10 protein-coding genes and 1 tRNA gene are annotated in these 13014 nt (G+C 67.2%); 1 reads left to right on the forward strand and 10 read right to left on the reverse strand.

Annotated elements, in window-relative coordinates; translation table 11 throughout:
* Positions 1 to 6 precede the first annotated feature (6 nt).
* Genes PO605_RS21620 through PO605_RS21630 form a run of 3 tightly spaced genes read right to left on the reverse strand, consistent with a single transcriptional unit; the run spans position 7 to position 2112 of the window.
* Positions 7 to 459: a CopD family copper resistance protein gene (locus tag PO605_RS21620; RefSeq protein WP_272206868.1), complete on the reverse strand. Its 453-nt coding sequence runs from the start codon at positions 457 to 459 to the stop codon at positions 7 to 9.
* The gene (locus tag PO605_RS21625) at positions 456 to 902 is read right to left on the reverse strand and encodes an RrF2 family transcriptional regulator (RefSeq protein ID WP_046242191.1); all 447 of its coding nucleotides are present in this window, start codon (positions 900 to 902) and stop codon (positions 456 to 458) included. The genes PO605_RS21620 and PO605_RS21625 overlap by 4 nt, the downstream gene beginning before the upstream one ends.
* A 13-nt stretch (positions 903 to 915) precedes the next feature.
* Positions 916 to 2112 carry an NnrS family protein gene (locus PO605_RS21630; RefSeq protein ID WP_272206869.1) on the reverse strand — a complete coding sequence of 399 codons (1197 nt, stop codon included), beginning with the start codon at positions 2110 to 2112 and terminating at the stop codon, positions 916 to 918.
* 119 nt (positions 2113 to 2231) lie between these two features.
* On the opposite strand from PO605_RS21630, the gene PO605_RS21635 reads away from it, so the two are divergent.
* Positions 2232 to 2561: a cupin domain-containing protein gene (locus PO605_RS21635; RefSeq protein WP_012202449.1), complete on the forward strand. Its 330-nt coding sequence runs from the start codon at positions 2232 to 2234 to the stop codon at positions 2559 to 2561.
* A gap of 103 nt (positions 2562 to 2664) precedes the next feature.
* Here the strand turns inward: PO605_RS21635 and PO605_RS21640 are convergent.
* From PO605_RS21640 to rpoC, 7 genes are all read right to left on the reverse strand, one after another.
* Positions 2665 to 2740: transfer RNA gene (locus tag PO605_RS21640), tRNA-Phe, on the reverse strand.
* 66 nt (positions 2741 to 2806) lie between these two features.
* Complete coding sequence (locus PO605_RS21645) at positions 2807 to 3481, reverse strand: response regulator (protein ID WP_016450397.1); 675 nt, start codon at positions 3479 to 3481, stop codon at positions 2807 to 2809.
* 41 nt (positions 3482 to 3522) lie between these two features.
* Positions 3523 to 5865: a sensor histidine kinase gene (locus PO605_RS21650; RefSeq protein ID WP_016450396.1), complete on the reverse strand. Its 2343-nt coding sequence runs from the start codon at positions 5863 to 5865 to the stop codon at positions 3523 to 3525.
* Positions 5862 to 6545 (reverse strand): DUF4390 domain-containing protein, encoded by a 684-nt coding sequence (locus PO605_RS21655; protein ID WP_016450395.1) that lies wholly within the window; start codon positions 6543 to 6545, stop codon positions 5862 to 5864. The genes PO605_RS21650 and PO605_RS21655 overlap by 4 nt, the downstream gene beginning before the upstream one ends.
* Positions 6490 to 7887, reverse strand: coding sequence for a 16S rRNA (cytosine(967)-C(5))-methyltransferase RsmB (gene rsmB, locus PO605_RS21660; RefSeq protein ID WP_017406280.1), 1398 nt, complete (start codon positions 7885 to 7887; stop codon positions 6490 to 6492). The genes PO605_RS21655 and rsmB overlap by 56 nt, the downstream gene beginning before the upstream one ends.
* Positions 7884 to 8513, reverse strand: coding sequence for a LemA protein (locus PO605_RS21665; RefSeq protein ID WP_047474237.1), 630 nt, complete (start codon positions 8511 to 8513; stop codon positions 7884 to 7886). The genes rsmB and PO605_RS21665 overlap by 4 nt, the downstream gene beginning before the upstream one ends.
* Before the next feature lie 255 nt (positions 8514 to 8768).
* The gene (rpoC, locus tag PO605_RS21670) at positions 8769 to 12998 is read right to left on the reverse strand and encodes a DNA-directed RNA polymerase subunit beta' (protein WP_016450392.1); all 4230 of its coding nucleotides are present in this window, start codon (positions 12996 to 12998) and stop codon (positions 8769 to 8771) included.
* Positions 12999 to 13014: the final 16 nt, after the last annotated feature.

A 13014-nucleotide genomic window follows, 5' to 3' on the forward strand; every position in this document is an offset into this window, starting at 1 on the left:
GGTCCATTACCAATGCAGGTAGAACATGGCCTTGGCCAGCAGCACGATGGCCAGCACGTGGCAGAACACGCTCAGGTGCAGGCGGTGCGAGCGGAGCCCGCCCAGCACACCGCGCCGGCGCCACCACATGGCTGCCAGGAAATGTCCGAACACGCTGAGCGCCAGCCCGATCTTGAGCGCCAGCAGCAGGCCGAAGCTGCTGGCCAGCGGAGCGGCAAAGGCTGCAGCCAGTGCCGCGCGATGCTGCCAGGCCAGACCCAGCCCCGCGCCGTACAGCACCAGCAGCACCCAGGGCATGACGGCCACCGCTCGGTCGCCCAGCGCCTGCTCGGTGGCGCGCGCCGCGATGGCGGGCAGGTGGCGGCGCGCCCCGGCCAGCAGCACCACTTCAAAGAACACCGTACCCGCGAAGGCAATGGCCGCCAGCAGGTGCAGGGTCAGCAGCAGTCCGTAGCTCATGCGCGCCTCCTGTGCGGCAGGGGCAGCGGCAGGGATGCGGGAGCCGGCAGCAGATCGGCCAGCGTGAAGCCGTCCAGATGGGCCAGGAAGCTGTCCAGCGCCCCACCCAGCACGCCGGCCAGCCGGCAGTCCTGCGCAAGCGTGCAGGCAGGTGGGCTGGTGCCCGTGAAGCATTCGACAATGGCAAGGTCCGGCTCCATGCCGCGCACCACGTCGCCCAGGCCGATGTCGGCCGGCGCATGGGCCAGGCGCATGCCGCCGCCCTTGCCGCGCACGGTCACGATCCAGCCGCGCAGCGCCAGCTGGTGCGTGACCTTCATGAGATGGGCTTCGGAGATGGCATGGGCCTGGGCGATCTCGGCAATCGTGCACAGCCGCCCGGGGTGGCGCGCCACATGCATGAGCAGGCGCAGCGCGTAGTCAGTCATCAGAGTCAGGCGCATGGCAGGCCTGCGATCATGCCTGCCGGTCGGCACGCGGGCGCACCAGCAGCGGGGCGAAACGCCACAGGTACAGCGCAAAGGCCAATACCCAGGCAGCGGCCGAGGCATGCAGCGCCGCCAGCGACAGCGCCGTGGGCAGCAGGGCCGCCAGGCGCAGCACGGCAGCGGCAATGACCAGGGCATAGGCGGCGACCATGCTGCGGTCGGTGCGCAGCGGCAGGCCCAGGTGGCCCATCGACGTCCGTGTGCACATGCCGATGATGAGCAGGGCAAAGCCGCCCGCACCGATCACATGCACGGGCCAGGCGGGGCGCAGCACCCAACCGGCCGCATGCGCGCCGGCCACCAGCAGGCCCGCACCCAGCGCCGCGTGGCCCAGGTAGAGAATCCACAGCAGCGGCACGCGGCGCACGGCCTGGGGCTTCCAGGCCAGCACCTGCCACAGGGCGATCAGGCCCGCCACGGCCAGGCCTGCGGCCAGGCCCGGCCACCAGCCCGCCAGCAGGCAGGCGATGGCCACCGCGCCCGCACCCAGTTGCCACTGGCCGCTGGCCGTGTGCATGGGGATCTGCAGGCCGGACACGGCGCGCATGGCGAAGAAGGGGATCACGCGCCGCGCGATCAGCAGCGCAATCACGGCCATGCACAGCAGGCCAGCGTTGAAGCGCTGCATGAGCGCGCCGTAGTCGCCTTGCCAGATGGACCACAGGTACAGCGCATCGGCCACGCCCAGGCCCGCCAGCAACAGGGGCAGCCCGTAGTTGCGCCGGCTGCGCGCGGCATGGATGGCGCGGCCCAGCGCCAGCGCGGCCCAGGCGAAGAAGGCGGTCTCGCACAGCGCGGCGACCGCAAAGGCCTGCGGCCCCGGCAGCAAGAAGCCTGCGCGGGCCACCAGCCACAGCAGGCACAGCGCGCCCAATGCCCGGCCCTGCAGGGGGTTGCGCCCTGTCCAGTTGCTGCCCGCCGTGAACAGAAAGCCCACGGCGATGGTGGCCACGAAGGCCCACAGCATCTCGTGCGCGTGCCAGAACACGCCGGGCATGCGCCCCGCGATCCACTGCGGAGCATGGACCCACAGCGCCACCGACAGCGCGGCCCAGAGGCAGCCCAGCAGGTACAGCGGCCGAAATCCCAATTCGAGGAATGCCGTCCATTGCGGCGCCGGCTCCCGGGTTCTCAGGGGTTCCTCCAGCTCCATCCATTGCGCCATGATGTGCACTCCTTCCGGCCCGCTGCGCCTGCATAAGATGCATCCAGCGTACATCTTCAAGTGCACCGGCGAGGCGGCGGCGCAACCACCTTCTGACCTATATCAAGCAGGAGCCAAGCATGGCACTCGAACACGCAAAGCCACTGGAGGTCATCGCCCTGCACGCCCGCGACGGCATGCCCATCAGCACCAGCCTGATCCGAACGCCGAAGCTGCAGCTGCTGCGCCTGGTGCTGCCGCCCGGCCATGCCCTGCCCAGCCATCAGGTCCCCGGCGAGGCCACCATCCACTGCCTGGCGGGCGAGGCCGGCATTGCCACGCGCCTGGCCAGCCTGCGGCTGGTGGCCGGCTCGGTGGTGCTGGTGCCTGCCGGCGAGCTGCACGATGTGCACGCGCGCGGCGACCAGGGCTGCGTGCTGCTGGTGACGATTGCGGGCGCGAACGACTGAAGGCGGCCGCAACCGCCGCACAGGCAGGATCACGCATTGCCTGAGGCACAAAGAAAAACGGACTGCTTCTTGCGAAGCAGTCCGTAATCTTTTTCACTGTATTTGGTGGCCTGGGACGGAATCGAACCGCCGACACAAGGATTTTCAATCCTCTGCTCTACCGACTGAGCTACCGGGCCGAGAACTAGATTATATGCAGGATTTTTTGACCCAAAAACGAAAAAGCCAAAATTCCTTCAAAAAGTCTATCCGCGCTTGTTGCGGCCCAGGTCCACGCCCAGCTGGCGCAGCTTGCGGTACAGGTGGGTGCGCTCCAGGCCGGTCTTCTCGGCCACGCGGGTCATGGAGCCGCCTTCGCGCGCCAGGTGGAACTCGAAGTAGGCCTTCTCGAAACCGTCGCGCGCCTCGCGCAGGGGGCGGTCCAGATCGAAACCCTGGTGTGCATGCGGCACGTTGTTGTCCACCGGCACACGGCTGGCCGCAGGCGTGACGACGGCTGCGATGTCGGCGGGCTCGGCCACTGCGGCAGGTGCTGCAGCCGGCGCCTGGCTGGCGGCATTGCGCGCCAGGCCCTGCTCCACCGCCTTGAGCAGCTTCTGCATGGTGATGGGCTTTTCCAGGAAGGACAGCGCACCGATGCGCGTGGCCTCCACCGCCGTCTCGATGGTGGCGTGGCCGCTCATCATGATGACCGGCATGGTCAGCTGGCCCGCCGAGGCCCATTCCTTGAGCAGCGATACGCCATCGGTGTCGGGCATCCAGATGTCGAGCAGCACGAGGTCGTAGGTGTTGGAGGCGCGCGCCGTGCGCGCCTGGCCGGCGTTCTCGGCCACGTCCACACTATGACCTTCGTCGTTGAGGATTTCCGACAACAAATCCCGGATCCCCAGTTCGTCGTCGACCACCAGTATGTTTGCCATGTGTCTTAAGCCTATGTGCTGAGGCGCGGGGGGCGTCAGGCCTATCCTGTACGCTCAGGCGCAAATGATAGCGACACTTGCGCACCTTGAATCACCCCGCCGTCGTCCCTGTTGCCCAGGTCGATGCGGGCGCCATGCTCGTCTGCGATTTTCTTGACCACGGCCAGGCCCAGTCCGGTGCCCCGCGCCTTGGTCGTGACATAGGGCTCGAAGGCCCGTTGAAGGATGTTGGCCGCGAAGCCCGTGCCGCTGTCGCTGATGCTCAGGCGCACGCGGCGCGTGGACTCATTCCAGCGCGTCTCTATGGTCACGGGGCCGGGGGGCTGGCCGCTTTCCTGCGCACGCTGGGCCGTGGCGTCCTGGGCATTCTGCAAAAGATTGTGAATGACCTGGCGCAGTTGCTGGCCATCGCCGGAAATCGGCGGGCATTGCGGGTCCAGCACACACTCCACGCGCACTTCGGCGTTCTCTTCACCGTACAGCTGCAGCACGTCGGTCACCAGCGCGTTGAGGTCCAGCGACTGCAGATTGGCGGCAGGCAGGCGCGCGTAGTCGCGGAATTCATCGACCAGGCGCTTCATGGCGCCGACCTGATCGACGATGGTCTTGACGGACTTGGCCAGCAGCGCCTGGTCAGCCGGCTGCAGCTTGTCGGTCAGCCGCATGGCCATGCGCTCGGCCGACAGCTGGATGGGCGTGAGCGGGTTCTTGATCTCATGGGCCACGCGGCGCGCGACCTCGCCCCAGGCCTGGGCGCGCTGGGCCGAGACGATCTCGGAGATGTCGTCGAAGACCAGCAGCCGCTGCGCATCGGGCAGTTCCGCACCGCGCATGACCAGGGTGGTGGTGTGCTGGATGACGCCGCCATCGGTGGAGGCATGCAGCTCATGCACCAGTTGCCAGCGATCGCGCCCCTGCTCGCCCAGGAAGAGCGCGAACTGCTCCTGCACGACTTCGCCGAACTGCTCCAGCCCCGGCACCTGGGACAGCGCCCGTCCTTCATGGACGGCCATGGGCGCGCGCAGTATGCGCGTGGCCCCGGGATTGCTCAGGACGATGGCGCCCCGCGCGTCCAGCACGATGACGCCCGATGTGAGGTTGTCGAGGATGGTCTGCAGGTTGCCGCGTGCGGCATCGAGCTGGCCCATGCTGCGGTTGGCCTCGGCGCGCGCGTCGGCCAGTTGCTGGGTCATGAGCGCGAAGGAGCGCGTGAGCCCGCCGATCTCGTCGCGCGTCTGCAGCGCCGGCTTGGGCCGCAGGTCGCCGCGCGCCACGTCGCGCATGCCCTGGGCCAGCAGCAGCAGCGGCCTGGCCAGCTGGTTGCCCAGCACGATGGCCAGCACCACGGCGCCGAAGACCGCCAGGAACAGGCTGAGCGTGAGCGTGCCTATGTACATGCGCTGCAGGCCGCCGCGTGCCAGCGCGCGCTCCTGGTATTCGCGGTTGGCGGCCTGCACGGCAAGGGCGTTGGTCACCAGCGCCTGCGGCAGTGCAATGGTGGCCTGCAAATAACGCGGCTCGGTCAGCAGTCCCACGCTGGGGTTGGGAACCACGGCCAGCGTGCGGACCTGGGCATTCGGCGCTGTGGCACCCGGCTGGGCCGTGCCGTCGTCGTCCAGTCCTTCGATGCTGGCCACGGCGCGCTGCTCGCGCAGCGAGCGCAGCATTTGCGCGCTGGGGCGTTCGGGCTGCAGGTTGAAGCGCGACTGGCCTGCGCTGGCAACCGCGCGCAAGCCAGCCAGCTCGCCACTGCGCGGCACCGGCGCCGGACCCACGACGGCGATTTCGGAGGCGCTCCACAGCACGACATCGGTGGCCCCCAACTGGTCGCGCACGCGCTCCAGGATCAGCGCGGCGCCCGCATCGGAGACCTGGGACAGCTGGGCGCCTGCGGTGCGCGTGTTGTTGGCCATGTCGTTGGCCACGGTCTCCAGCGTGGAGCTGGCCAGGCTCACGCCTGCCGACAGCGCACCCTCGACCTGCACGTCGAACCAGCTCTCGATGGAGCGCGAGACGAACTGGTAGGAAACGATGTAGATCAGCAGGCCCGGCACCAGTCCCACCAGCGTGAAGATGCCGGCCAGCTTGAGCAGCAGGCGGCTGCCGAAGCGCCCCCGCTGCAGGCGTATGGCCAGGCGGATGCCGCCCCAGACCAGGATGGCCAGCAGCAGACCGGCCACGACCACGTTGGCGGCGAACAGCCAGTTGTAGTTGCGCTCGTAGTCCAGCCGGTTGTTGGTGGCCAGGGTCAGCAGGAACAGCAGCAGCACGCCGACCAGCCCCATGAGACCGGCGCCCACGCCCACGGCCCAGCGCGTGCCGCGCGACAGGCCGGCCGAGGCCGGCAGGGCCATGCGTTCGTCGGCGTCGGTGTCCCGGTTCATGGCGCGTCTTCCAGCATCTGGGCGCGCGACAGCTGCAGGTTCCAGCCCGAGCGGCCCAGCGCACCGATCTGCAACGGCCTTGGCAGCTGGGACAGGTCGATGCGAAAGCGCAGCTGCACCGAGACACCCGACTGCGTGGGTGCCGTGTCCATGATTTTCCAGCGCGAGATGCGCCGCATGGAGGACAGCGCATCTTCCAGGGTCTCGAAGGTCTGGCCCAGGGCCAGCCCCAGCCCGGCGCTGGAGAAGGGGGTATTGGAGATGTGCAGGCGCCAGCGGCGTGTCAGCGGCTGATGGCTGAGGCGGTAGTGGCGGCTGGCGGTGGCCAGTTGCTGATCGGACCAGTACCAGCGCTCACGCTGGACCTGGGCCTCGGCCACGAAGTACATGGGAATGCCCTGGCGCAGCGCGTCGTCGATCTGGTAGGGCAACTCGAACTGGAGATTGGCGGACAGCAGCAGACCATCATCGGAGCGCTCGAGCTGCATGGATCCGATCTCGGCGGTCAGCGCATCGGCCCTGGCCTGCAGGCCCAGGCCGGCCAGCACGGCGGCCAGCACAAGTGCCCCGGCCAGCCGCGCCAGCAGGCGCAGCCAGGCTGGCGACCTGGTCCGGGGACGGGGGTCAGCGCGTCTTTTGCAGCAAGGCGTAGAAGAAGCCGTCGTGGTCACCCAAAGCATTGTCAGCCAGCATGCCGGCTTTGTAGTCCTTGCCCGGGATTAAATGCCCCGGCGCCGGCAGTGTTCGCGCCTCACTGTTGCGTGCAACAAACGCTTGAACCTGTGCCTCGCCCTCTTGCCTGAAGACCGAGCAGGTGCAGTACAGCAGGCGCCCGCCAGGCTGCAGCAGGGGCCACAGGGTGTCGAGCAGCCGGGACTGGATCTGGGCCAGCTGGTGCACATCGCTTTCGCGGCGCAGCCAGCGCACGTCGGGCTGGCGCCGCACGATGCCCGAGGCCGTGCAGGGCGCGTCCAGCAAGATGGCGTCGAACAGCTGGCCGCCGCATTGCGCCTCGAACCACTGCGCAGGCTGGGACGCATCGGCCACGACCACTTGCGCCTGCAACTGCAGCCTTCCCAGCGTGTCCTCGATGCGCGCGGCGCGCTCGGCGTCTATCTCCAGCGCCGTGACCTGCAGGGTCTGCGGCGCTGCGTATTCCAGCAGGTGGGCCGTCTTGCCACCGGGGGCGGCGCAGGCATCAAGTATCCGCAACGCTCGGCCGGCGGGCTGCTCCAGCCCTTGCAGCAGCAGCGGTGCGGCCAGTTGCGCCGCCGCATCCTGCACGGAGGCCAGACCCTGGTCGAAGCCCGGCAGGGATTGCACGGGCAAGGCCTGCTGCAGTTGCAGGCCGCTGTCGGCCACGGCAAGCGATGGCACGTCCATGGCCTGCAGCGCCGCCTGGTACTGCGCGCGGTCTGCCCTTTGGCGATTGACGCGCAGCGTCATCGGCGGCTGCTCGTTGTTGGCCTGCAGGATGGCCTGCCAGTGATCGGGATGGTCCTTGCGCAGGCGGGCAATCCACCAGGCGGGATGGTTCCAGACCGCCTGCGGCTGGGCTTCGGTGGCGGCGACCAGGGCATCGCGCTCGCGCAGAAAGCGGCGCAGGCAGGCGTTGACAAAGCCGGACTGCGCGCGGGTCGGCCCCTGCTTGGCCGCTTCCACGGCCTGGTTGACCAGGGTGAACGGCGGGTATGGCGCGCGAGATTCATCCCAGGCCAAGGCCAGGGCGGTGTTCAGCAACGCGCTGACGCGCGGCGGCGGGTTGCGCGAGGCCAGCTGCTTTTGCAGCGCCTGGGCACGGCCCAGCTGGCGCAGCACCTGGAACAGCAGGGCCTGCACACCGGGACGCAGCGGCTGCGGCACACGCGCCAGCACGCTGCGGCTGGACTGGCCTTCGAGCACGGCCTGCAGGCATTGGGCGACGGCGTCGAGCTGCTGCCAAAGAGGAGGTGCGGCCGGTGCGGCATGCGCCTGCGAGGGCGCCGCAGCGCGGCGCGGGGAAGAATGCGTGCGTTGGTTCATGTTCCACTTTCCTGCACCTTGCTGGGCGCAGGTTCGACCAGCAGGCTGCGCACCGGGCGAAAGCCCAGCAGCCAGGCCAGCAGCCTGGCCGGATATTGCGCGATGGCGGCGTTGTAGCGCTCGGCCGCGGCGTTGAATTGCTGCAGTCCCAGGCGGTTGCGCACCTGGTGCTCGGTCCAGCGCTGCTGCCAGGGCTGCAGCGGATCGGGGTCCGGCGACGGGGCATCTGATGGCGCAGTGCCAGTGCCAGCGGCGCCGGTGCCGGTGTCAACGGCGACCTTGGTCATGGCCTGCCAGGCCACCTCCAGCGCCGAGCAGGCATGCTCCAGCGAGGCCAGCGCGCTCTCGCGCAGCGGCCGGCCACGGGCATCGACCAGCGCCGCCTGCAACTGCGCGGCGGTCTGGTGCAGCGCGGCCTGGGCATGCACAAGGGCGGGGCTTTGGCCTTCGCCCTTGGGCTGTGCCTCGAAGGCCTGCAGCATGGCATGCCACTGGCCCAGGTATGCATCGAGCGTACCGAACTGCTGCACGCAGCCGCTGCGCAGCCGGGCCAGCCGGTTGTATGCGCCGACGGCCCAGAACACCAGCAGTGCCAGCAGCATCCATTCAAGAGACAAGGACCACATCGTCTGCAATGGCCCGGCCGGAAGCTGGTCCGGCCGAACTCTGGTTATTCCCAAAGAAAAACGCTCCCGCCTGCGCAGGGCAGGCCGGGAGCGTCACATCATCAAGCACTTGCGCCATGCACTGCTCTAAGAGACAGCATGTCCCAACAAGAGGGACGCCGAGCAAGGGCCGCCCCCGCAGCGAGGGCGTCGTCCCCCTCCCGCGTAGCGAGAGAGGGGCAAGCGGCACAGCCGCTCAGGGGGTGACACCGCCTATCAGTCAGCGGAAGCGTCACCGGCGACGGCAGCCACGCCAGCGTCGTCGTCAGCCATCACACCGGCCAGTTCGGCCGCTTCGGCGTCGGCGATGGCGCGGCGCTCTGCGTCGTCCATGGCGTCCTTGGCCTTGCGCGCCTGGTGGTATGCCAGACCCGTACCGGCGGGGATCAGGCGACCCACGATGACGTTTTCCTTCAGGCCACGCAGCTCGTCGCGCTTGCCCATGATGGCAGCCTCGGTGAGCACGCGGGTCGTTTCCTGGAACGACGCGGCAGAGATGAAGGAGTCGGTCGACAGCGATGCCTTGGTAATACCCAGCAGCACGTTGGAGTACGTGGCAGGGATCTTGCCTTCGCGCTGCAGCGCCTCGTTGGTATTGAGGATCTCCGAACGCTCGACCTGCTCGCCAGCGATGTAGGTCGAGTCGCCGGTGTTCTCGACCACGACGCGGCGCAGCATCTGGCGAACGATCACCTCGATGTGCTTGTCGTTGATCTTCACACCCTGCAGGCGGTAGACGTCCTGCACTTCATCGACGATGTAGCGCGACAGCTCCTCGATGCCCAGCAGGCGCAGGATGTCCTGCGGATCGGCCGGGCCGTCGACGATGGACTCACCCTTGTTGACCACCTGGCCTTCGTGCACCAGGATGTTCTTTTCCTTGGGCACGAGTTCTTCCCAGACCTTGCCATCCAGATCAGTGATCTGCATGCGCACCTTGCCCTTGGTTTCCTTGCCGAAGGAAATGGTGCCGGTCATCTCGGCCAGCGTGCCCTTGTCCTTGGGCGTGCGGGCTTCGAACAGCTCGGCCACGCGGGGCAGACCGCCGGTAATGTCGCGGGTCTTCTGGCCTTCGACAGGGATACGGGCCAGCACTTCGCCGGGGCCCACGTCCTGGCCGTCACGCACCTGGATCAGCGCGCCGACCTGGAAGCCGATCGTCACCGAGTGGTCGGTGCCGGGGATCTTGACTTCCTGGTTGTTGGCATCGATCAGCTTGACCTGAGGACGCACGACCTTGGCAGAGCCACGGCGCTTGGGATCGATCACCACCAGCGTGGACAGGCCGGTCACTTCGTCGACCTGCTTGGCCACGGTCAGGCCCTCTTCCACATTCTCGAAGCGCACCTGGCCGGCGTACTCGGTAATGATGGGTCGGGTCAGCGGATCCCAGTTGGCCAGGATCAGACCAGCCTTGACCTGCTGGTCGGGCCTGACGGTCAGCACGGCACCGTAGGGCACCTTGTGGCGCTCACGCTCGCGGCCGTTGTCGCTGATGACGATTTCGCCCGAACGCGAAATCACGACCAGCTCACCCTTGGTGTTGCTGACGTAGCGCATCGTGCTGTTGAAGCTGATGGAGCCGTTGGACTTGGCTTCCACGCTCGAGGCGATGGCAGCGCGCGAAGCGGCACCACCGATGTGGAAGGTACGCATGGTCAGCTGCGTGCCGGGCTCGCCGATGGACTGGGCGGCGATCACACCCACGGCTTCGCCGAGGTTGATCAGGCCGCCGCGGCCCAGGTCGCGGCCGTAGCACTTGGCGCACAGGCCGTAGCGGGTCTCGCAGGTCAGCGCGGTGCGGACCTTGATCTCGTCCACGCCTTGCGATTCCAGCTCGTCGATCACGTCTTCGTTGAGCAGCGTGCCTGCGGGCAGCAGCACGGCCAGCGTCTCGGGATGCACGACGTCCTCGGCCGTGGTACGGCCCAGCACGCGGTCGCGCAGCGATTCGATGACTTCACCGCCTTCGACGATGGCGCGCATCAGTGCGCCATTGCTCGTGCCGCAATCGTCCTCGTTGACCACCAGATCCTGCGTCACGTCCACCAGACGACGCGTCAGGTAGCCGGAGTTGGCCGTCTTCAACGCCGTGTCGGCCAGACCCTTTCGGGCGCCGTGGGTGGAGATGAAGTACTGCAGAACGTTCAGGCCTTCACGGAAGTTCGCCGTAATGGGCGTCTCGATGATGGAGCCGTCAGGCTTGGCCATCAGGCCACGCATGCCGGCCAGCTGGCGGATCTGCGCGGCCGAGCCGCGGGCGCCGGAGTCGGCCATCATGTAGATGGCGTTGAACGATTCCTGCTCGACTTCGTTGCCGTGGCGGTCAATGACCTTTTCCTTGGCCAGCTGGGCCATCATGACCTTGGAGACTTCGTCGCCGGCCTTGCCCCAGATGTCCACCACCTTGTTGTAGCGCTCGCCAGCGGTCACGAGACCGGAGACGTACTGCTGTTCGATCTCCTTCACCTCGGCTTCGGCACGGCCGATGATCTCGGCCTTTTGCGGCGGCACCAGCATGTCGCCGATGGCGATCGAGATGCCGGCGTGCGTGGACAGGCGGAAGCCGTTTTGCAGCAGCTTGTCGGCAAACACCACCGTGGCCTTCAGACCGCACTTGCGGAACGAGGCATTGATGAGCTTGGAGATCTCCTTCTTCTTGAGCGCCTTGTTCATGTGGCTGAACGGCAGGCCCTTGGGAAGGATCTCGGACATCAGGGCGCGGCCCACGGTGGTTTCCACCAGGCTGGTCGAAGGCTCGAACTCGCCGGAGTCCTTGTTCTTCGTCCACTCGGTCAGGCGAACGCTGATCTTGGCGGCCAGCTCGACCTGCTCGGCGTCCAGCGCGCGCTGCACTTCGCCGATGTCGGCGAAGACCATGCCCTCGCCCTTGCCGTTGATGCGCTCGCGCGTCGCGTGGTACAGACCCAGCACCACGTCCTGCGAAGGAACGATGGAGGGCTCGCCCGATGCGGGAAACAGCACGTTGTTGGAGGCCAGCATCAGCGTGCGGGCTTCCATCTGTGCTTCCACCGACAGCGGAACGTGGACGGCCATCTGGTCACCGTCGAAGTCGGCGTTGAAGGCCGCGCAGACGAGCGGGTGCAGCTGGATGGCCTTGCCTTCGATCAGGATGGGCTCGAAGGCCTGGATGCCCAGGCGGTGCAGCGTGGGAGCACGGTTCAGCATGACCGGGTGCTCCTTGATGACCTCTTCGAGGATGTCCCACACCACGGGCGTGCCGGATTCCACTTCCTTCTTCGCCGCCTTGATGGTGGTGGCGATGCCGCGCTGCTCGAGCTGCGCGAAGATGAAGGGCTTGAACAGTTCCAGCGCCATCAGCTTGGGCAGACCGCACTGGTGCAGCTTGAGGTACGGACCCACCGTGATCACGGAACGGCCCGAGTAGTCCACGCGCTTGCCCAGCAAGTTCTGGCGGAAACGGCCGCTCTTGCCCTTGATCATGTCGGCCAGCGACTTCAGGGCACGCTTGTTGGCGCCCGTCATGGCCTTGCCACGGCGGCCGTTGTCCAGCAGCGAGTCCACTGCTTCCTGCAGCATGCGCTTTTCGTTGCGCGCGATGATTTCCGGAGCCTTCAGCTCCAGCAGGCGGCGCAGACGCGAGTTGCGGTTGATGACGCGGCGGTACAGGTCGTTCAGGTCGGACGTTGCGAAGCGGCCGCCGTCCAGTGGCACCAGCGGACGCAGGTCCGGGGGCAGCACGGGCAGCACTTCCATGACCATCCAGCCCGGCTTGATGCCGGACTTCTTGAACGCTTCCAGCAGCTTCAGGCGCTTGGCGTTCTTCTTGACCTTGACTTCGGAGCCGGTCAGGTCGCCGCGCAGGCGCTCGGTCTCGACGTCGATGTCGATGCCTTCGAGCAGGTCCTTGATGCCTTCGGCGCCCATCTTGGCTTCGAACTCGTCACCGTACTCGGTGCGCTTGGCCTCGTAGTCGTCCTCGGTCATGATGCTGAACTTCTTCAGCGGGGTCATGCCGGGGTCGGTCACCACGTAGGCTTCGAAGTACAGCACGCGCTCGATGTCGCGCAGCGTCATGTCGAGCACCAGGCCCAGACGCGACGGCAGCGACTTCAGGAACCAGATGTGGGCGCAGGGCGCAGCCAGGTCGATGTGGCCCATGCGCTCGCGGCGCACCTTGGTCTGGGTCACTTCGACGCCGCACTTCTCGCAGATCACGCCGCGGTGCTTGAGGCGCTTGTACTTGCCGCAGAGGCACTCGTAGTCCTTGATGGGGCCAAAGATCTTGGCGCAGAACAGACCATCGCGCTCGGGCTTGAACGTGCGGTAGTTGATGGTCTCGGGCTTCTTCACCTCGCCGAAGGACCAGGAACGGATCTTCTCGGGAGAAGCCAGACCGATCTTGATGGCATCGAAATGCTCATCGGGCGTGAATTGCTTGAACAGGTCGAGTAGAGATTTCATAAGACTCTTTCCCTTT

Origin of the sequence: Delftia sp. DT-2, from assembly GCF_028401915.1 — a bacterium.
Taxonomy (GTDB): Bacteria; Pseudomonadota; Gammaproteobacteria; order Burkholderiales; family Burkholderiaceae_C; genus Comamonas; species Comamonas tsuruhatensis.

What these genes read in the sequence shown, in the direction of transcription:
- PO605_RS21620 (WP_272206868.1), bottom strand. Translation starts at nt 459, where the DNA reads ATGAGCTACGGACTGCTGCTGACCCTGCACCTGCTGGCGGCCATTGCC.
- PO605_RS21625 (WP_046242191.1), bottom strand. Translation starts at nt 902, where the DNA reads ATGCGCCTGACTCTGATGACTGACTACGCGCTGCGCCTGCTCATGCAT.
- PO605_RS21630 (WP_272206869.1), bottom strand. Translation starts at nt 2,112, where the DNA reads ATGGCGCAATGGATGGAGCTGGAGGAACCCCTGAGAACCCGGGAGCCG.
- PO605_RS21635 (WP_012202449.1), top strand. Translation starts at nt 2,232, where the DNA reads ATGGCACTCGAACACGCAAAGCCACTGGAGGTCATCGCCCTGCACGCC.
- PO605_RS21645 (WP_016450397.1), bottom strand. Translation starts at nt 3,481, where the DNA reads ATGGCAAACATACTGGTGGTCGACGACGAACTGGGGATCCGGGATTTG.
- PO605_RS21650 (WP_016450396.1), bottom strand. Translation starts at nt 5,865, where the DNA reads ATGAACCGGGACACCGACGCCGACGAACGCATGGCCCTGCCGGCCTCG.
- PO605_RS21655 (WP_016450395.1), bottom strand. Translation starts at nt 6,545, where the DNA reads ATGCTTTGGGTGACCACGACGGCTTCTTCTACGCCTTGCTGCAAAAGA.
- rsmB (WP_017406280.1), bottom strand. Translation starts at nt 7,887, where the DNA reads ATGAACCAACGCACGCATTCTTCCCCGCGCCGCGCTGCGGCGCCCTCG.
- PO605_RS21665 (WP_047474237.1), bottom strand. Translation starts at nt 8,513, where the DNA reads ATGTGGTCCTTGTCTCTTGAATGGATGCTGCTGGCACTGCTGGTGTTC.
- rpoC (WP_016450392.1), bottom strand. Translation starts at nt 12,998, where the DNA reads ATGAAATCTCTACTCGACCTGTTCAAGCAATTCACGCCCGATGAGCAT.